The sequence below is a fragment of the Bacteroidota bacterium genome (genome assembly GCA_016720935.1).
Classification (GTDB): domain Bacteria; phylum Bacteroidota; class Bacteroidia; order AKYH767-A; family 2013-40CM-41-45; genus JADKJP01.
On the sequence record JADKJP010000007.1, the window covers coordinates 893,061 to 914,367 of the forward strand.

Annotated in this window: 11 protein-coding genes; all 11 read right to left on the reverse strand. The window is 37.9% G+C overall.

What is annotated here, in order from left to right; all coding sequences use genetic code 11:
• Positions 1 to 103: 103 nt before the first annotated feature.
• The 11 genes from IPP86_17740 to IPP86_17790 all read right to left on the reverse strand — a co-directional run bounded on the left by IPP86_17740 (position 104) and on the right by IPP86_17790 (position 21,261).
• Positions 104 to 3,157: a type I restriction endonuclease subunit R gene (locus IPP86_17740; protein MBL0140344.1), complete on the reverse strand. Its 3,054-nt coding sequence runs from the start codon at positions 3,155 to 3,157 to the stop codon at positions 104 to 106.
• Complete coding sequence (locus tag IPP86_17745) at positions 3,138 to 4,427, reverse strand: restriction endonuclease subunit S (GenBank protein ID MBL0140345.1); 1,290 nt, start codon at positions 4,425 to 4,427, stop codon at positions 3,138 to 3,140. Before IPP86_17745 ends, IPP86_17740 begins: the two co-directional genes overlap by 20 nt.
• Positions 4,424 to 6,403: an SAM-dependent DNA methyltransferase gene (locus tag IPP86_17750; protein ID MBL0140346.1), complete on the reverse strand. Its 1,980-nt coding sequence runs from the start codon at positions 6,401 to 6,403 to the stop codon at positions 4,424 to 4,426. The genes IPP86_17745 and IPP86_17750 overlap by 4 nt, the downstream gene beginning before the upstream one ends.
• 50 nt (positions 6,404 to 6,453) lie before the next feature.
• Complete coding sequence (locus tag IPP86_17755; protein ID MBL0140347.1) at positions 6,454 to 6,843, reverse strand: hypothetical protein; 390 nt, start codon at positions 6,841 to 6,843, stop codon at positions 6,454 to 6,456.
• Between the two features lie 50 nt (positions 6,844 to 6,893).
• On the reverse strand, positions 6,894 to 8,849 hold the full coding sequence (locus IPP86_17760) for a hypothetical protein (GenBank protein MBL0140348.1): 1,956 nt from the start codon (positions 8,847 to 8,849) through the stop codon (positions 6,894 to 6,896).
• Positions 8,850 to 8,889: 40 nt separating this feature from the next.
• On the reverse strand, positions 8,890 to 12,108 hold the full coding sequence (locus tag IPP86_17765; GenBank protein ID MBL0140349.1) for a UvrD-helicase domain-containing protein: 3,219 nt from the start codon (positions 12,106 to 12,108) through the stop codon (positions 8,890 to 8,892).
• Entirely contained in the window at positions 12,105 to 14,837 is a 2,733-nt protein-coding gene (locus IPP86_17770; protein MBL0140350.1) for a hypothetical protein, read from the reverse strand. The genes IPP86_17765 and IPP86_17770 overlap by 4 nt, the downstream gene beginning before the upstream one ends.
• 10 nt (positions 14,838 to 14,847) lie before the next feature.
• Entirely contained in the window at positions 14,848 to 17,943 is a 3,096-nt protein-coding gene (locus tag IPP86_17775) for an AAA family ATPase (GenBank protein ID MBL0140351.1), read from the reverse strand.
• Entirely contained in the window at positions 17,940 to 19,169 is a 1,230-nt protein-coding gene (locus IPP86_17780; GenBank protein MBL0140352.1) for an exonuclease SbcCD subunit D, read from the reverse strand. Before IPP86_17780 ends, IPP86_17775 begins: the two co-directional genes overlap by 4 nt.
• Positions 19,170 to 19,237: 68 nt before the next feature.
• Positions 19,238 to 20,374 (reverse strand): hypothetical protein, encoded by a 1,137-nt coding sequence (locus IPP86_17785; protein MBL0140353.1) that lies wholly within the window; start codon positions 20,372 to 20,374, stop codon positions 19,238 to 19,240.
• A gap of 482 nt (positions 20,375 to 20,856) precedes the next feature.
• Entirely contained in the window at positions 20,857 to 21,261 is a 405-nt protein-coding gene (locus IPP86_17790) for a hypothetical protein (GenBank protein ID MBL0140354.1), read from the reverse strand.
• Positions 21,262 to 21,307 lie beyond the last annotated feature (46 nt).

Here is a 21,307-nt window from a genome sequence, read left to right on the forward strand (position 1 = left end):
ACGAAGAACAGCTATTTCAAACAAATATTAATACATTATAATTTACTATTATTTGTAAGTAACTATAAATAAGACATCTATAAATACAATCTTAAAGTGCTCTTTATAATGTTGTTCTAATCATTTCTCTTAACATCTTATAGGCTGAACGATTTATAAATTCTTGCACATTACCCTGAGTTAATTCCTTATAATTCTGTGGTGAATGATTTATGATATAGTCAGTATAAAGTTTGTTCATTATGCCCTTAATAACCAAATCATAAACTTGGCGTTCGTCCTGTGTTAAGTTGTTTTTAATGGTTGCTCTCAAGGCTGCAACTTGTTTATCATCTACTTTCTGTAAGGTCTGCAAATAATTTTCTACTACGGAAACTCCTTCGGGTGAAACTCTTTCTTTGAAACGTAAATTAATAGCAATTACAACTTCTTCAACTGTTGCCATTGGTCTAACATTGGTTACGTTTCCACCCGTTTGGCTGCCACCACCATTGCCTCCTTCACCATCACCTTCATCGTCATCGTCTCCGCCATCGGGATCTTGAACTCCTTCGGTAATTTTTTCAATGTCGAAAGTTTTGAGTTTCACTTTGGCAATTTCCGCTTCTAAATCTTCGACACTCATTGTTGGATCGAGTTTTTTGAAAAGTAGCGAAGCGAAAATGTGAAAGTCAATCAGAATTTTGTCTTTGAAACGCAAACGGAACAAAGCACGGATAAAACCAAACAAACTAACATAACGAGCCAGCAAGGTTCTTAATTCCCTGCGTTTTTCCATATCGCATTTGGCTTCTAATATGCCTTTAACCTGAGTTAGCAAGGCTGAAAGCGGTGCAATGTCGTTAGCATTTTCGCTATTGAACAAACGGACACAATTTTCAACATCTTCAAGCGTAAATATTCCCCGCTTCAATAGTTCGTCTTTAATTTTGTAAAGGTCGTCAGGGTTTGCTTCTTTATGGCTTTCTACATTGTGCTGATACTTGCGGAATGCCTTAATGATTTTATCATACGAATTGGTAAAGTCAACTGTTAATGTGTCGAACTTTTTGCCTGGATAAATTCGGTTCAAGCGGCTAATGGTTTGCACTGCGTTTCGGTCTTGTAGTGCTTTATCTACAAACATTGTATGCAGCATTTTTTCGCTGAAGCCAACTTGAAATTTATTGGCTACAATCAAAAAACGAATGTCATCGCCTTTCTCAAAACAATCTTCAATCTTTACAGACTGCGGATTGTTTGGTCGGTTCATTTCTGTTTCGGAATATAATTTACTGTTGTAATTGGTTTGTCCTGAAAAGGCTACCAATGTTTTCCATTTAAAACCACGTCTTTGAAGTTCTTCATCCAAAAACAGTTTGTATTTAACGGCACTCAATCGGCTTGAAGTAACAATCATTGATTTTGCCTTTCCTTCAATTTTATCGGCTGTTTTATCTTTGAATATGGAAACAATTATTTTGCATTTTTCTTTTATTACTTCATCATCTTCAAATGCTTTTAGCTTCAATGCTCGGTAAACCTGCAAAGTTGGGTACTCGTGTTGCTTGTGGTCGTCAGGCAGTTTGTAATTGAGTTCGTAAAGTGTTTCGTAGGTGATGATGCTTTTTGCAACGTCCATAATGTAGCCTTCGCCAATGGCTTCATCCATACTGTAAACATCAAACGGACGACCTTCTCTACCAAAATGCTGAATGGTTTTGTCGCTTGGTGTGGCTGTTAATGCAATAAAGCAAAGGTTCGGAAATTCCTTTCTCGAAATTTCTTCAATCAATTCCTCTTGCTCGTCTGATTCTTCTTCTACTTTTTGTTGTGTAGTTAATCCTGTGGCTTCATCAAATACATCCACCATTTTTTCGTGCAATTTGCCTTCCTGATTGGTGTGTGCTTCGTCAATAATGAAACAAATCTTTTTGCCCGATTGGTCTGCCAAATCTTTTAAGAAAGTAAATTTGTGCAGAATGGTAACGATTACTGGCGAATTAACTGGAATTTCAGGATTGCGATAATTTTCTAATCGTTCTCCCAATGCCAAACGAACATCATTACTGGTTTTGCAATACCCAACAACGCCTGTTTGCCCAATGGCTTTGATAAAATCTTTGCTTATCTGGTCGTCAAGATTAATGCGGTGTGTAAGGATAATGATATGGTCGAATAACTTTTGATTTTTGATGTGCAAGTTTCGTAGGTTTTGCACCAACCAAACAATGGTATTGCTTTTTCCGCTTCCTGCACTGTGCTGAATGAGATAGCGAAGGTTCAGCGATTTCTTTTTGGTGTAATGTTCTGTAATGTCATCATAAATGCGTTTTACACAACGTTGTTGGTGGTAACGTGGGAAAATCCAGTTTTGTGTATTGCCGTATAAGTAGCGTTCAATAAAATTCAACACGCTATCAGGTATCAAAATTTCATTGTACAAGTATTGAACGGCATAATCATCGCCTTTTATTTTTTCATTGAGCAAGCCTGTATTGAATTCTCTGAAATCGACTTTAGTAGGTGGCTTGCTGAATGTGGTGGCAATTTTCGCCTTTTCGTCATCGGATGCTATATGTACAAAAGCTCTGTGATAAATGGCTCTGTCAATATCTCGATTGCAATATTGTATTACGGCATCGTTTACATTTTGCCCTGCAAGGGTGTGTTTGAGTTCTACAGTAATAATGGCGAAGCCATTCAAACAAATAACAATATCAATGCTTTGGCGGTCATCTTCCTGTTGCCTTGCATTGGCGGCACTGGTAAAATGATACTGACGAATTACGCTGAAAATATTTTTTTTGTATTGGGCTGTCTGTTCTGTATTGTCGGTTCTTTCGGGTTTGAAATACAATAAATCTAAATGGTGTTGACTGTTTACTTTCAAACCATCTTTCAATAGTTGAAACAGTGGTTTGCTCTCCAGCTCTTCGCTTATTTTTTTACCTAATTCCTTTTTCCATTCGTAACTGAGTTCCGATTTTATGGATTGCAATTTTGCACGTTGGGTATCTTCCCAAAACTGTTCAAGCCTATCCCAATGAATACAGTTTACCTTATCAACCGTAATTTCACTATCACGGAATATGCGGTAGCCCCATTTTGTATCTAACTGATGACAAAAATGGTCTTCAAAAATGCGTTCCCAATCTTTACGCTGTTGCTTCGACATAAGCGTTTACTTTTATTTTGCCTGTTACGGCTTCGTATATTTTTATCTTTCTAAATTCTTGCAGTTTTTCGATTTGAGTTTCGATATTCTTAATCAAGTTATCAATCAATTTAGTTTTGTCCACTAGTACCTTTGAAATTTCTATTTGTTCTTCGATTGGTGGAATTGCTAATTTTAGGAATGAAATATTTACAAGATATATTGCTTGTTGAGCACTTGATTGCGATGTTTGGTATAGGTTTTCCTGAATTTTAGGGTTGGTTAGTGCGTAAAACAAAAATTCTGAATTAATTTTATTTGTTGGTTTAATTAATATCACACTACCAAGCAAACAAAATATTCTATCAGTTTTCACAATACTAACTCTGCCAACAGTTGCACCTCTTGAAACAATTAAAGCGTCACCTCTTTCTGGATTGCATCTTTGTCTAAAACTCAAGCCATCTATTTCTGAAACAAATTTATCTTCTTCAAAAAGTATTTCGTTTTCCCTCACATCTTTCGCTGAAAGAAAGGGCATTCCACTATCTGTAAAATTTGGAGCTATATGTTCGCCATCAGTTATTTTTTCTGACACATTCTTCAACCTCTTCACTGCCCAATGCTTCGGAATTTTACCCAACCAATCAATGCCGCTGTCTTTTAGTTCGGCATTTGGGTTTAAGCCTTTGGTAACGGCATTGTTTATTTCAATTTGCCGTAGTTCTTTTAGTTTTTCTGCCTGTGCTTTTTTGTTGGCTATAAGGCGGTCAATCTTTTGGGTTTGGTGGTCTAAGTAATTGGCAATGGTGAGTTGTTCTGATAAAATTGGTGAATAAACCTCAATTCCTCCTAAATCTTTTTGATTGAGTTTATCTCTTGTACTACCTTTTATGTGGTTTGCATAGTCAACTACATTTAGCCAATGCATTAAGAACTTTGGAGTAATTCTATTTTTATCGCATCTTAAAACGTGTGCGTGGTTATTTACCCAACTTTTCCCTTGAATAATAAATGAAACATCTTTGATAGGCTCAAAAAAAGGTGCCCCATCTTCTCCTATTAATACTAATTCCTCATCAAATAAAAAATCACTAACATAGTCTACAATACCTGTCGCACCGTAATAAGGGATGTCTCCTGATACATCAAACCTCTCTCCGCTATTTAGCGGCACACGTTTACCGTCAAGGTTTTCAGAAATTGTTTTTATTCTTTGTCGCTGCCAATGTAAAGGAACTTCACCAATCCAATCAATACCACTTGGTTTATATGTTTCGTACTTGCTCATAATGTAATTCCTAATTCAATCATTAAATCAAGATTTTCTTTTTCAAGTTCAGCCATTTCGTTTACCACTTTTGCTTGTTCACGCAAAGGTTGGTAAACATAAAAATGTTTGGTAAATGGAATTTCGTAGCCTTTTTCTTCGGCTGTAATTGTCCATTTCTTTTCTACTTCTTTTTTTAAAAAGGCTTCCTTGTCGTCTTTCCAAGGTATGTACTCGTTGTCCATTACAATTTTTGGTACATTAATTGTTGCTTTTAATCTCAGTTTGTTGCCGTCTAAAGTTTTTTGAATGGTTATAGAAGTATCAGCCGTTTTGTTTTTGGTTACCAGTTCACTTTCAGCATTCAGGTTAAAAGTAAATTCGCCTTCCTTGCCTTTTTTGTCTTTCAGTTCTGCCAATCGTTTTTTATCATCGGCAGATTTAACCACTAAAATTTCATCCAGTTTATTTTGAGCAACGGTTACTTCTTTTTCAATTGTCATTGGGTTGCCGTCTTCATCGGTTTCCTCCAAATCCAAAAACACTTTGCGGAATGCAAAATCTTCGAGTTCAAATATTTTGCTGTATTGTCCGGTTTTATATGCCTTATGAATGTTGATGATTTGTTTTATCTGGTCGTTGGCTTCTACATAGCGTTCGTTTTCTCCGCTGCCTTCTATTCCGTTGTGAATGCGTCTGCGTTTGTTGCCCAAACTGGGTTTCATCGGTTTCCAAAAATCAACGGCATTAATCAATTGAATTTTGCCTTTGCGTTTTGCAGGTTTGTTGTTTCGTATCAGCCAAATGTAAGTGGCAATACCAGTGTTATAAAATAATTCGGTTGGCAGAGCTACAATGGCTTCGAGCCAATCATTTTCCAATACATATTTTCTTATTTCGCTTTCGCCACTTCCTGCATCTCCACTAAACAAAGGCGAACCGTTGTGTACAATAGCAATGGCAGAACCGCCTAACTCGGCAGGTTTCATTTTGCTAATCATATGCAGGGTAAAGAGCAATTGTCCGTCACTGCTACGGGGTTGCCCTACATCAAAACGGCCATTGCTGGCTGTCATTACTTTCTTTTGTATTTTTTTCCAACTCTTGCCATAAGGCGGATTGGAAAGCATAAAGTCGAATTGTTCGCCTGCTGCTCCATCTTCGTAAAGAGTGTCACCTTTGGTTATGTAAGCCGTTTCGCCTTTCAGCAATAAATCGGCTTGAGCCACCGCCCAGGTTTTATCGTTTACCTCTTGTCCGTACAGTACCACTTTGGCATTGTGGTTTATTTTTTCTTCAATAAATTCCTTTGCTGCTGAAAGCATACCACCGCTACCACAAGCAGGGTCGTAAATGGTAACGAGTTGTCCATCTTTTATAGCTTTCTCGTCCATATCCAACATATGTGTCATCAGGTCAATTACCTCACGTGGTGTGTAGTGTTCTCCTGCTTCGGCATTGTTGGCTTCCGAAAATTTGCGAACCAATTCTTCAAACACATAACCCATTTTAATGTTGCTCACTTTTTGTGGGCTAAGTTCAATTTGTGCAAAATCTTTGATAAGTGTAAAAAGTATTTTCTCCTCTGCCAATTTGTTGATGTGAGAACGTATGCCCGAACGATCAATAATGATTTTGATATTGTCGGTATAGCCGTTCAGATAACTTATAAAATTGTTTTTGATGCTGCTTTCGCCTACGTCAGCCTGTGATTGTAAAGTATTGTGAGTGCTTGTATTGTTAAACTTGATTGCTTCCAATACTTTGCTGTTCAATATTTGTGTCTGCGTATCAGCATTCACCTTTGCCAACTGGCTTTCCAATTGTTTTTTCAACTCATCAGTTTTGGCAATCAAAACACCTTCAATCCTGCGGATAAGAACCATTGGATAAATAATGTCGGGATATTCAGTCCGTTGAAAAATGTCTCTTAAAACGTCATTGGCAGTATTCCAAATCAGGGCAACTTCACTTGATATTTCGGTGTCTCTTTTCATATTATAAATTTAATTTTTATCCTTATTTTTATATTAGGATTAACCACATATTAATTTCTATCTCCATTATCAATAAATAAATCCGTCAAGTTCATTAATTTTTCTTTGTCCAAGAGGAATAAATCCACGAACTGAGCCACACAAATATCTAAACCGTTTGCAGCATCAAACATAGGCAAAGATAGATGAGCGAATTCTTTTGCTTCAAAACTGAAGTCGTCATTATTGGAAAGACCCGACTCCTTGGCAGTATAAGTCGGTCCTTCACCCCATTTTTTCAAATCATATTTATATACCACGGTTGTATAAGGATCCCTGTCTTTAATAATCTCGAGGGAAACAACACTTTCCTCAATCAGTATGTTAACAGCAATGATGGTAGGGTCTAGGTTTTCAACATATTGCGACTTGATCTCTTCAAATATAGACTTTCTTTCCATAGCATTTTATTACATTATTAACATCTCTTCCTATCGGAAGAAGACTTATTTTAAAATTCAAATTTAGGTTTTCCATCAACCAATCGATCGAAAAGACCAATTTCAATAAATTTTGTTTCAAAATATTCAAATTTCAAGAAATATGAAAAAGTCACAACAGCATTATTATTCTCGTTATATGCACACAATATATCCGATTGGTATTTAATCACATCTTGAACATCAATTTCCTTTTCAATCGTATCAAATTGTGATTCAAAACCCATAATTCTCTTTGCCTTAAGAATTGCCTTATTATTAACCATTTTGAAACCAGCTGGAATAATGAATTCTACACCACTGAAAGCTTCTCTAAAATAAGGCATAAGGATAGGTAATTGGTCTTTAAGCATAGCAATGAAACTAATATCGTCATAAGGAGCATGAGCATAACGGTTTCTAAATTTAATAAGATCGCCAATAGATTTGGACACCTCATTATTACTTAATTTCTTAAACAAGTTATTAAAACATTTAAACTCATAATTAGTCTGCCCGATTATTTTACAAAATTCGTTGTAATTATCGCTTAAAGTACCATCGGTGTTAGGTCTATCGGAGTATGTCTTGTCAAATATTGCTTTTATTTCTAATGTATTTTTTTTATCAAATATATACTCTTCAAGAGGAATGAATAATCTGCATTTAAGTAAGGTGTTTAATAATTGTTGACCATATTTCAAGATCTCAGAATTTTCATTCGATTTAATAAATTTACGAAATCCACTTTCAATTATATATGGCAATGGATTACGATATATTTCTATTAGCTTATGATCGCGTTCATAATAATCAGAAAGATAATTTAGTCTTACTTTGCTAAGACTACTCTGTAATTCATAGTTCTCTCTGTTTCTAATAAGGGATTTCATTTTTTTTTCAAGCAGATTTTTATAAAGTCTGCATTCTATTGTATATTGAATACTTGATGCTAAATTTTCTATATATTCAATTTCATTAGGTATCCTATTTTCCTGTATCAACTCATTACGCAAATTATCGCCTTCTAAACTACTTGCCAGAAAATCATAAAATGAAATGTATGATGTTTTTGAATTTAATCGAAATATAATATATATATAAGGATCTCTTGATTTATTGTAATTTCCATCTGAAACATATTTATACTTATTCAAGTCGACTAATGCATTATTAAATTCTATTCGAAGTCTCTCAAAATACCCTGATATATTCATATTAAACATAAATGGGTTCATAAAAATATCCCCACTTCCAGGGGAATTAACTGCCCCTTCGACATATCCAAGAAACAGGTTTTTTATTTTTTCGAACTCACTCTGTTTCTTGCTCCATTCCTTGTTATAATTGAGCATATATTCTTCTAGCGACATATTATCAGGCCGATCAACATCTGGATACTGATTAAAATAAATATTGTGGTACTCGGAAATTGAAAATTCTTTTTTAATCTTTTCAAACTCAATCATTTTGTCAGAAAGCATTGGAATATAAATGTATATTCCATCAATTATATTTTTAGTATTAATTTTTTTGAATTTATAGCTCCGGCTTATCGTTAGCTTTTTATTTTCATTGAAAGATTTTATATAATTAACTAATTCGATTAATTCTTCAGGTTGATTTACAATTAATGAGAATATGTCAATTTCTTGCTCTCCTTCCGCTTTTGAACCATACTGTTCTGGACCCTCATAAGCCCCTTGCTCATTCATTGATCCAACGTAATAGAAATCAGCTAAATTCTCGTAGTTAACGTAAACATGCAAAACTGTGGGAATTGATTCATAAACTCCTACTGAGCCATCCAATGAAGGATACAATACACTTTTTTCTTTTGGAAAAAAATTAAATTGCAGTAAAAGATTTTTCATTCCTAAATCATTTTCTTCAATAGAATCATATAGGAGCTTTTCTTTAAAGTGTTCTTTGCATTGTTCAACAATTTGTTGAAAGAAGCTGACCTGTTTTAATGATTGAGTTTCCATGAATAATCAATTTTTTAATCTTCCGCAATTTAAAATACTATTAACCCGAAATTTCAATTAGGCTTCCATACACAGGAAAATAAAGATAATCACTTACCGGCTTCTTAAATGTTTCCTTTAAAATACTGCCATAAGTTGAAAGCTGCCCGGCATAAGAAAGCGCTTTTGACTCGAGTTCACTTTCATGCCCTGTAAACGTTTTATAATCTATGATTAAAATGGAATCTTTTGTTTCCAGAACCAGATCAGCAACTCCACGGATTAAGCTTCCGTCTTTCTCCTGCATCATCGGCCATTCTTTATGCATTCTTAATGGCGAATATTTCTCCTGCAAAAAGGTATGAAATTTCCTGAAACCATTCCAGAAATTACCTGCATCGATGCACTTTTCAAAACCATATGTCACTAAATGTGAGTTTATTAATTTAACCGCTTGAACAGCAGGCATCTCTGGATCAAGGGCACAATAAAGCTGATGAAAACAAGTCCCGAATTCAGCTGATTCACCTTCAATTTTCTGATTTAATACCAAAGGTTCAGAAATCTGGAATCGATTCAGAATTTTCGCTTCAGGTGGAGGCGGTTGACTGGATGGATTAATGAGGTAAGGACTGTATGTCGTATTGGAGTATTCCTTGTAAACATTTACTGTTGACATTTCGCTCACAGTAGTCTGAGCAATATCGCTATAGGAGCTTACACTTACATTACATCGGATAGAACAACCTTCTAATTTTGAATTGACTATTCCAGGTCTATCATCGTCTCCAACAATTGATTTAACTCCACCTGGCAGGATCCGCTCCAACCAAAGCTGCTTTTTGTGGGTTCTATGACAGAAAATCAGATAATCTCTTGCACGGGTACATCCCACATAAAATAACCTAAGAGACTCTTGCTGGTGTAAAATCTGCACTATGCTCAACTCTTTTGCATCCCCAAATTTATCAGTAAATGGGGGGAAATCACGTTGCTCCCCATACGGCCATGGCCAGAAACGCAAAACCCTCCCATTAAGCGGTCTTGATAGATCCAATTCTGTATTTTGTAAAACACGAATTTTATCGAAGATGTCAGGTTCGTTTTCGTTGTCGAGACTAAATAAGATTACAACGGGCCATTCCAATCCTTTTGCCCTATGATACGTTAGAATATTTACCGCCTGGTCACTTACGAAGAGACCTCTTTCATCGATTTCATCCTCCACCAATTGCTCGAACCAGGTAATAAATCCATTTATGTCAGCCAGGGAGCCCAGTTTTGCGGCATACGCATCAAATTGATTTGCATAATTTAAAATTTGTTGCATGTTGGCTGTTCGCTGAGCAGCATTGCCCCATTGCATAACCAGATTTTGAACTGGGAGTCCATTTAATATTTTCCGAATCATCAATTCCAATCCAGGTTGCCGGAATTGATCATGATTCTTTAGTATCCAGGAAATCCATGGGTGGTCATCTTTCCAATCTATACCCTCGATTTGCTCTTGCGAAAGAAAAGATAATCGGTCCTCTATAATAGATGGCATTGAATGGCCTTCCTCTACTAAAAATAATATTTCTGCCCTTGCCAGACTATCGTATTTATCATTCGCCAGACATAAACAGGCTTTCAAAAGGCGCCACTCTGCTGTAAGCGAAAGACCCGAATTGGATACTACGGATTGTATTCCATGATTCCTTAGTATTCTTGCAATTGACCTGCATTCATTATTGGTCTTGCATAATATAGCCAGGTCTCCTGGTCTTACATTTCGTAAAACACCAGATGATTTCTCTTCAATTTTAATTGCAGGGTCTTCCAGGTAGTTCTGTATTTTAACAGCCAGATTACTTATATACTTTTCAAGACTATCTTTATTTACCTGACCGCCTGGAGAATTCCATGTAAAACCCCATGATTCAAAAGCAGGAGAATATTCACTACGCTCTTTACGGTAAGGTTTAAGAATGATTTGTTCCTCGGTTAATAAATCATCAGCCTTTTTAAATGCCGGCAAGAAAATACTATTTGTCAAATTTAGAAGATCAGGACGTGATCGGCGTGATTGAGTTAGAATATCCTGAGGATCTATTTTACCGAAAATCCGCAAAACAGCATTAATTAATTGAGCATCACCACCTCGAAAACCATAAATAGCCTGCTTCGGGTCACCTACCCAAATAACATGTTCCAACAAATTGGCCATTTTCACAAACAATGCTAATTGAAGAGGACTGGTATCTTGAAATTCATCCACAAGAATCACCTTGAATTTATTTTTAAACTCGGCTTGCACTTCAGGCTTGTCCAGCAGGTTAAGTAAACTCGCCTCCTGATCTGTAAAATCAATAAGACCACGCTCTTTTTTCAAGTTCTCATAGACAGTCAAACATTCAGCAGCTTTCTCAAAAACAAAAGATATGTATTCCCTAATATCCTGTTGAAATTCTTTTAATGCAATATGTTTGTTCAGAATTTCCTGAATAAGATCAAAAGCTCCATCCTTTCTCGACTTTGCGCCCACTTTAGATTTCGCCAATTTTGCCCAGTCTGACCAAGGCACTGAATGACCATTATCAATCCGATAAGAAAATAACTCCAAATCTTTAAGTAATTTTTGGGTGTCATTAGTAGTATCATTGAGATCCTCAATTATTTTTCTCAATGGCTTGATAAAATCCACAATCTGTTTCCTTATATCCACAAGACTTTTTTTCGCATCAGGTATCCGGGACAAGTATTCCTTTATAGAATCATCCTTAAATTCGTTTAATTTTTCTACGCCTATGCCATTCATCCTAACTGAATCGACAACCTGTTGAATAAAACTTCGAATAATAGCCAAGTCCCCTTGAAGATTAAATTTCGCTTCTAAATGAACCAAGGCATCGGAAGACGCATCGTTAAAAACAAGAGAAAGTGCTTTCTGAAATAATAATTCTTTTTCTTCCTCTTCAATGACATGCAATGTGGGTGAAAAGCCACCCTCAAACGCAAATAGTGAAAGCAACTGACCACCAATACTATTGACTGTTCCAATCATCGCCTGGTCAATAACGGATGCTTTTTCAATATCCCCTTCATCAATAATTTTACGACGCACCCTATCCGCCAATTCACCTGCCGCTAACCGTGTAAATGTTGTAGCAATAACCTGTGATGGATGAAAGTTGTAGTTCCCAACTGAAGATATAAATGCAGCAAATTCTTCTGTCAGACGATGTGTCTTACCACTTCCAGCGCTCGCACTAATTAATCTAATCTTCGTCTTCTTCATTCCGTATCAATAAATGTTGTGAAATCGTTATATTTGGATCTAGTCTTTTTCATTTTTACCACTTCTGGTAATATATGGGAATCATTATCGCAGTCAGTGAATATATTTAACTTCTCACACAACACATCCTCCCCCACTTCTATACTGCCGCTCATAATCTCATCACGCCTGTAAAGAATTGTTTTAACCAACTTTCTAATCAATTGTGAGTATAATATAGAATTATTAATGTGGCTATTAACCAAAACCCCATTGGGAAACGCAGAAATGTCCCGCGTAAATAAAGATCCTTGTTCTATAATATAGTATGCAGTTGGTGAGTCTTGGCTACTTGTTTCAAAGAGTTTGGAATATATAGCCAACTGAAGATCCTCTCCTTTTTCCATGAGGCCGCGGTATTTATTTGCTCCTGAATATTTCAAATCCATTACGCATGTTTGATTAACTCCGTTGTATTTTCTTTGAAGTAATAGGTCGCATTTACCATTTATACAGATCCCTTGTATCTCCTTTGTCTCTGTCAATTCACAGCCAATGATAGACCAGCCACCACTAACAATATGTTGCAATAAAATATGGAAGTTAAACAAGAGTTTATTTTTAAAGGCCGCCAAATAGCTTTCTTGTCCGAATTCATATAATCGCAAACCATTTTCCGAAATAACTATTTCTAATTGACGAGCATACAATTGATCTATAACGGTTTTAGGCATTGTCAGTATGTCACTGGTAGTTAATAGTTCTTCATACAAATGATGCGATAGATTTCCAAGATATTTATACATTGAGTCAAAGGTTATCACATTGTCGCGTTTCAGCTTGGCTTTATACTCCAATACCCATTGATAAGGATACTTCAATAACTTTATCAGACTATTGTGAGATTCACCAGATTCTCTAGGTTCATTTAAAAGTATATTGTCATTTCCTATCTTCCAATAAACAGGAAAGGAAGGTATTAGATCCAATCTCTTTTCTACGATTTTTAATTTCTCCCCTTTAAGTAATCTGACATCAGAAGGAACTTGATAATTAAATGTTATAGATTGAAGATCCTCAAAAAGAGATTCCATGTATGGCATGAACGGATGCGGTTGCGGGGTTTCTCCGTTCACAAAATTGGGTATTACAAAGATGACTTTATCAGTTACATACTTAATCCAATTCCTTAAAAAATAGAACTGTCTTTTCGCACATTGAGATGCTTCATCATATAGTAAACCTTCCTGCTTTAACCAATCCAATTCCAATCCTGTCCAGTGATCCCAAATTGCCGCTCTGCTTGCGGATCCGTAGAAATTAAACCATAACAACTCTTTTACTCCTCCAACAAGAAGTGACGACGAATTCAATTCGGTAAGACTTCCTTTTTGCTTTTCCAGGTTTGGCAAAACAACTGAGGCAAGTACCAAGTCTACTATTTTGTCAATGTCCAACTCATTCATTTCTAAATCCTGTGGTAAAGATTCAAGAATAATTAAAAATTCGGCGTACGTAGTACAAAGCCTTTCCAATGTAGACAGAACAGGATCCTCCTTTCTAAAATGCAATCGCCGTGTTAATATTACATACACATACTTATAGAATTTGATTAATTCATCAACTTTAAACTTTTCATTTTTCTTTCTTCCAAATGTTATCAGAAATTCTAATCGCTCAGTCACTTCTCTTTCTTTCTTATCCCGTTCCTCCGGTTTCAATGAATCTAGATAGTCACGAATACTATTCGTCCATGCTTCGCTACCAAATCCAGGGCTTTCTTTGAAATTTTTAGCAAGTTTTTTACAAAGTTTTTGAGAAAATATATTGATTGGACTTAAGAAATATTCGAGAACACCTTGCGTTTCATTGGGTTTCCATAACCACACTTTCAAACTCCGCAACAAATGAATACGCGGATCCACTATCATTTGTATACTCTGACCAGAAGTAGGCAATCCAAATTTTGAAAGAGCAAAGGACAACGAAGGTTCGCCACTCTCATTTACCACCAATGGTTTATACAAGGGGTCTTCTGAAAGAATTGCTGCTATACCATCAGCAGCGGAAAGCACATCTGGAAATCTCAGTATTTGTAATGTACCATCAGTCTTGGGAATTCTCTTTATTTTTTCTTTGGTTCCGGAGTGGACATACTGTTGCAAAATTCCTAAATCTGTATTTGTATCTATTTTCCTATTAAAAGAATATTCAATAATTTCTATGTTCGATTTTTTTAGTGCATCAAACATTCTTCTCCAGGGCTCCGGTAAAAGTGAATACGGTTCTAAATGAGTGATCTCCCGCACAGGAAGCCTTACTCCTTCCTTTATTTTATAAAGAACATTATTAAATCGGTCAGCAAATCCATTATTAGGTTGGTCGAAACATGTTTCAGTTTTAGCAAGATCCATTAACCTTTTAGGCATTCCCTTCTTAACTTTAAAATCCCATCCTGCCATCTTCAACTCATCTCTCCACAGTAGGAGTGTTTGACTTACTTCCAGGTCATTAGCACTAAACGATTGCTCATAAAATGCACCTTTGAGATTTGCTTTCAGCGCATCTCTAGATTTTAACAACCTCAGTGCATGAGGCGGCTGATGGTTTGCTAATCCCAAGTGAAGTTCAAGCAAACCAATCAGTCCCACTGGACCAGCGTGAAGATCTCCGACGGCTATCCCATTTGTTGAGAAAACATTCACGGGATAGGTTTCTTGATCAAATAAAGTTGAAAAGAATATTCTCATAACTATATAATTAATTACTTGACCAACTATTTACAATTTTAGAACCCGAAACCGGATCTTCTTCTATTTTCAAATAAACGTCAATATCCTGCTGCAGATCCTCTACATGTGAAATCAGTCCAACCACCCGGCGCTCATTTCGTAACGTCTTTAATGTATCAAACACCACCTGTAATGATTCTTTATCCAAAGAACCAAATCCTTCGTCGAGGAAAAAGAATTGCTGGTCCACTCCGGCGTTGCGTTGAATATTTTCGGACAATGCCAGGGCCAGCGAAAGAGCGGCCTGAAAAGTCTGACCGCCTGACAAGGATTTAATGTGTCTCAGTTCGCCGTTATTCATGAAATCTCTAATCATAAAGGAATTATCTGCCGTCAGCTCAAGCTTGTACTTTTGCCTGGTCATTTTGTAAAACCGCTGATTGGCTATTTGCACTACATTATTCAGGTATTTTGATGAGAGGAAATTCACAAAACCTTTTGATTTAAACAAAGTTGTCAACTCCCCAAGACTCAATTCGCGCTCTGTCAATTTTTCCTTTTCCTTCAGGAATAATTGTTTCTCTGTAAGCTTCGCTTCAAGAACATTTATATCATTTTCAAGGACAGCTATACTTCCATTCAGTTCCTCCAATTCCTTTAGCTGTAATGGTATTTGGCTTCTTAATAAATTTAACCTTTCTACGTCCATTTTTTTTCCTTGGGTTTTCCCCTGCAACTCCGATACCTGACCTTTTAATTGATTAAGATTTGCTTTAAACCTTTCAACCTCATCAGTAATCCTTTTTTCATCAAGTTGCTTTTCGAGTATGGCCAGTACTTCATTACGATCACGCGCTAATTTTTCAGTAGATGTGTCGATTTTTATATTCGTATCACTAATACTGGCTTCCAGTCGCTCTTTTTCCCTTTTCTTTTCAATTAAACTTCCACTAATTGTTGACTGCTCCTGATCCAAATCCTTGATTTCTTGCAATCGCTCTTTTTCAGTCGTTTCTATATTTACTATACTCGAACGAATGCTCCTGATTTCATTTTCAATAGAGGTTGCTGGTCGATCCTTGTAATCTTCGATACTAATTACGGTAAATAACTTAATTTTCTCTTCGAGTTGACCAGCCATCTGATCTTCTTCGCGCTTCTTATTTTCGAAGGTCAACTTTTCGTTAGAAAGATGATCTTCCATTTTTTCTATTTCTCTATCCAATCCCTCTCGTATCTTACTGCTGTCCTGTAACTTTTTTTGTTTACTTTCAAGTTCCTTCCACTCCTTTTCAAATTCTTTAACTTGCTCCTTTTTATAAATTCCCTTTGGAAACTTTTTGGCATGATCATTTTTAGACTCTTTGCTTTTATTCCATTTTATCTCTGCATCCTCACATCTTTTCACTAATTGCTTAATGTCTTTTAAAATTGATTTCATGTCTCCCCATAACTCATCCAGCATATTTAATTCTGTATCCAGTCCTTCAATTTTATTTTCTATTTCGTCAAGTTTTCTCTTAATGTCAATTTTTTTCATTGGATTGGGGTGATGCGTTGATCCGCACAATGGACAAGGCTCTCCTTTCGTCAAATTAGAAGCATGATCTACCAATTTCTGCTGAACTGACAATTTCAATTTTTGATCTAGTAAAGCCTTTTGCGTATTTTCAAAAGCGCTCTTTTCTTCTTCCCAAATTTCCTTAAACTCATCAATGTCAAAGTCAGCAGGTAACTTTTTAAATATATTTTTAAACGCCCCTTTCTTCAGTATAGTTAGTTCTTTATTTTTTTCAGATTTTTCATTTTTAACGTCCGTCCATCCCTCCAGCATCTCCTTCTCCTTCTCTTCGAGCATTCTGTTCTTGTCATACCAATTTTTTATCTTTTTGAGATACTCCAGATTGGAAGCACTCTTCGTTAACCCAACGATTTCTTTGGCAACAGCATCTCTACTCTTTTTTGAATCAGCTACTTTCTTGTTGTCTGCCTTTATTTTGCTTTCTTCAATAGTTAAACGACTTCGCAAGTTCTCGTGCCGTTTTTTCAAGTCATAAAATAATACAAGCTGATTTAACTGATCTGCCTTTTTGGTAAGAGTCGGGATTTTTGCTTTATCATTTTGTGTTATATCAAGCGCAATTTTTGCTTTGTGCAATTGCTCCGTAATAATTCCGTCTTTTTGAGAATATTGTTCTATCGAAGCATTGCATGTGTTCAACTGTTTCTGATCAGCAGAAAGGTTATCAAAAAGGGGCTTAAATTCAGTCTTGTAGCTCCTGAATTCACTAAGTTCCTTTTCTTTTAAAACATATTCCTGTTCCTTCCCCTGCAGGCTTGCCAATTCTCCATTTTTCTCTTCATAAGCCTTAAGGTCAGTAGCAAGCTGATTCAACAAGTTCAATTCTGCTTTAGCGGGATCAATCTGAAGTGCCAATTCATCCTTTTTCTTGGAACGTTCACTTTTTTCTTCTTTCTTAAGATTTATATTTTCAGTTGACACATCATCCACTCCTTCTAATCGCGCATTTATTTTTATAAGGCTATCTTTATTTTGATCCGAAAGAATTTTCACTTTAGAAGAAAGATCATATTTGCCCAGATTAAAGATCTCCTGCAGCATTTGCGTCCTGTCTGTTGGTTTCAATGAAAGAAAGTCCTGGAACTTCCCTTGTGGAATAACAATTGTTCGATTAAAATTTTCGTAAGAGACACCGATTTCCGAGATAATAACTTCAGGAAGAATTGGGACAAGTCCATCGTTTAATAGTTCATAATAATTATGCTCTTTGATGGTAACTTCATCAAATTTTTTCTTGTTTCTTAACGCCCTTATTTTAATAGTGAATTTCCGTTTTTGCGATCCTGCTAAAAAAGTGAAATCAATGATCATCTCATTTGACTTCAAATTCATCATATTGTATTTAAGATCAACATTTCTACCTTGAAAGCGATCATTGTCCCCATAGATGGCATATGAAATCGCATCAAGAATAGCTGATTTCCCCGACCCGACTTTTCCAAATATCCCGAACAATCCAGCCTCAGTAAGCCTGGCAAAATCAATGATTTGTTCTTCCTGATAAGAATAAATTCCTTTTAGTTTTAATGATAATGGGATCATAGCTGTTCGGTTTCATCAATACTTTGAACTTCTTTTAATAAATCTAAAACATATAGAGGCGGATCAGTTTGCTTTTTATATTTAAAGTAATCAATAAATAAACTTTCAAAATCCTGGGCTTGGTTAATCTGAACAGGACTTACAGGCTCCAATCCCGAGTTGATCATTTCAGGGATGACATCAATGATTCGTTCATGTACATCCGCAAGACTTTTCCGTGCCTGGCCATCCAAATACTTGTCCGTAACAATCGTGACTTCAACAAAAGCTTCTTGATTTTCGAGTAGCCATCTTTTTGCTTCATCTAAAGATTCAAACCTTCCCCTTTTTAAGGGACGACCTGCTTCTAATTGATGCGGGTGTATTCTTACACTCTCTCCGGGATTCGCCTCGATAATTACTACATATTTATCCTGCTCGGCTTCAGCGAAGCTGTAGGAAAGCGGCGAGGAACTATACACTGCAGGACAGGGTTTATTCCCAACAGTTTGGTTGCGGTGCAAATGTCCCAAGGCAACATAGTGTACCTGCTGTGGGACACTGCTGGTATATATCTCCTGGGCACCGCCGACATGAAGAATTGGTTTTTCGTCGTCAGGTTCCTGGGGCTTTTCTTGCCCCTGAGTCATCATAAACAGGTGCGCTACCAGGATATTAATGCCTTTTGAATCGCAATATTCATCGGCGATCTTTTTCCAATGTTTCCTGAGCAGGTCACGCAATTCCTCTTCGGAATCCTGCTCACCCAAATAGGTTTTCAACCGAAATTCATTTGCATAAGGTGTTAAAAGTATGCGAAGTGGGAAATTCACATCCGGCAAAACGAGCTCCACAAATCCGTCATCACTCTTACTAACCTTGATCCCATCAGGGAGATCAAGCAAACTCAATTTTGACTGAGGAAAACCGGAGAACAAGATGCCACATTCTCTTGCCAGGGGATCCGGGGCTTCAATCCGTTCCGGAGAATCATGGTTTCCTGCTATTGCAATTACCGCCCTCTTGCCGTTAGAGGAAAGTCTCTTCAGCGTTTTATAGAACAGTTCAATCGATTCAGCGGGCGGATTATAGGTGTCATACAAGTCCCCGGCAATAATTACAGCATGGACCCCTTCGCTCTCTGCTATCTTACAGATCTCGTCAAGAACATCAACCTGTTCTTCATGTCTGGAAAATCGATCCAGTTTTTTACCAAGATGCCAGTCGGCGGTGTGTAATATTTTCAGCATTTGTTCATTTTATCTTTGAAAGAATTTATTCAAGCAAATATTCTGAACGAAAAATATTCGTTCTACTATATGAGTATGATCCTGCCCGTTTGCACTGTTTTTCCCTCACTAATCACAGAAAACAGAACATACCCCGTCAACCGCACAATTCCCTCCCCGATCATTTCCTCCCCCGGCAAAATTTCCCGGCGAAGAAGAAGGCGCCCCGAGAGGTCGCAGCATTCAAGGACGACAGGGTGAGGATATGGATTGCTGATGCTGAGGGATCCGGAAGGGTCCTGGCGGATGCTGACTTCAGGATTTTCAGGTTCAGGAAGTGAACTTTCTACCGAGGTAGGCAGGGGAACACGGTACGCGTACAATCCGCCCCGGTAAACGGTGGAGAAGAAATTGTGATCAATCAGAAAATAGACCGAGGCAGTGTCGGAGTTTACGACCATGGGGGAACCGGGCAGGGTGAACGTGTCGAGGTAGGTAAAGCTCCCGGTTTGAAGATCCTGCTCATACACGGTAACGTTATGCCAATTCGCCGGACTGCAGGAGAAGAGGATGGCACGGCCCTGCATCGTTCCGCTGAAGCAGTTGTTGCCAGCTACCACCGCAGGGTCGAGGGAACCGATCATCGTCCAGGCATCAAGTTGTGTATCGTAAGTCCACAATACCGACGCAGGTCCCGTTCCCTGAATCGGCATGTACAAGGATCCGTTCCGTGCCCATGAAACGAAATTTACGCGAAGGCCGGCGACCGGAAGGTCACTGCGGCGCGTCCAGCTGTCCAGGGCGGTATCGTATTCCCATACATCCCGGTGGTTCATCGTATAGCCGTGTACGGGATCCAGTGAATCCCCGAGGGTGATGTATATTTTATTTCCAACAACTTCGCACACCGGATATTCCCTGCCGCCGCCGGGGAAATCAGCCTTCTGTGTCCAGGTGTCTGTGCTTTCGTCGTATTTCCAGAGGTCGTGGTAATAGGTCCAGTTGGATAGTGTGGTTTCATCGCAGCCGATGCCGGTGTACAATTTTCCGTTACAATGCACCGCGACGGCTCCGGAGCGCCAGGGGAAGAGGATGTCGTTCTTCCGAACCCACGAAGAGGTGACGTGATTGTATTCATGGAATTCATGCGAATACCCGCCCAGGCTGTCGCTGCCGTAAATAAACCGGGATTTCCCGTCATAAAAAGAACCCGTAGCAGCCATGCGTTGAGCAGGCCCGGGGAAACTGTCAATGAAACTCAGGTTTTGTGTCCGCGATTGAAACGGAAGCAGTAAGAGGAATAAAAAGGAATATATAAGAAAAGAAAGGTTTCATAATATAAGGTGTTTAAAGTGATAACGGCTGAAGGTGTTTTGTATATCATGCGACCGGATATTTTAAAAATAAAACAAATTTCTTTCATTGAATTCACCGATTCAAATATAGTAGAAGCATCTTAAAAGTGTGAAATGAACGAAACTAAAAATACTTCTTCAATAGCATTTGTGGGAATGATATGTATCATGAATCACTGGCTCCCGGAGAGGAGAACTGCACCTTCCGGTGTACCCGACTCAAACTCATAATTCGAAGCTTGTCAGGGGGAAAAAATCAGTCGAAAGTATGAGTGCAATACCCGGTCAGCGAGAAAAATGTTTTTGAAAATCGGAACGGATCGCTCGGCTGCAAAAATGTCTTTTCAACTTCACTGAACATTCTCCCGGAGCCATTGCATCCATTCTTCCTGCAAAATCACGGGAACACCGGCCTGCTCGCAAACGCGGAGGGTATGTCCGGTGCCTCCTCCCCCGCCACCCTCCCGGCTCCTGTCCACATAAAAGATCCCAAGACTTGCGGGGGCAAGTCCCTGTTCGGCGGACCCGGTTACTTTCAGGGTATCGCGAAGCAGGTACAGACTTTTTGCATAGGCTTGTCCCTTTTCACGTTGCACAAAACGGTCGATCAGTCTTGCGTTGGCCGGCGTGGCTTGTTTGGTCCTGTACACCAGCTCCGGCTCCTCCACGCTTGAAATATTCTCCACTGCAACGGAATAGGCGGAAGGGTTCTTCCTCGACTTGCCCATTCCGGAACTTGGCAGGATGTATTGCAAGCGCGACGCATCCACACGGCAAACACCCTCGGCGAAGGCCTCGTCC

What these genes read in the sequence shown, in the direction of transcription:
- IPP86_17740 (MBL0140344.1), bottom strand. Translation starts at nt 3,157, where the DNA reads ATGTCGAAGCAACAGCGTAAAGATTGGGAACGCATTTTTGAAGACCAT.
- IPP86_17745 (MBL0140345.1), bottom strand. Translation starts at nt 4,427, where the DNA reads ATGAGCAAGTACGAAACATATAAACCAAGTGGTATTGATTGGATTGGT.
- IPP86_17750 (MBL0140346.1), bottom strand. Translation starts at nt 6,403, where the DNA reads ATGAAAAGAGACACCGAAATATCAAGTGAAGTTGCCCTGATTTGGAAT.
- IPP86_17755 (MBL0140347.1), bottom strand. Translation starts at nt 6,843, where the DNA reads ATGGAAAGAAAGTCTATATTTGAAGAGATCAAGTCGCAATATGTTGAA.
- IPP86_17760 (MBL0140348.1), bottom strand. Translation starts at nt 8,849, where the DNA reads ATGGAAACTCAATCATTAAAACAGGTCAGCTTCTTTCAACAAATTGTT.
- IPP86_17765 (MBL0140349.1), bottom strand. Translation starts at nt 12,108, where the DNA reads ATGAAGAAGACGAAGATTAGATTAATTAGTGCGAGCGCTGGAAGTGGT.
- IPP86_17770 (MBL0140350.1), bottom strand. Translation starts at nt 14,837, where the DNA reads ATGAGAATATTCTTTTCAACTTTATTTGATCAAGAAACCTATCCCGTG.
- IPP86_17775 (MBL0140351.1), bottom strand. Translation starts at nt 17,943, where the DNA reads ATGATCCCATTATCATTAAAACTAAAAGGAATTTATTCTTATCAGGAA.
- IPP86_17785 (MBL0140353.1), bottom strand. Translation starts at nt 20,374, where the DNA reads ATGGCTGCTACGGGTTCTTTTTATGACGGGAAATCCCGGTTTATTTAC.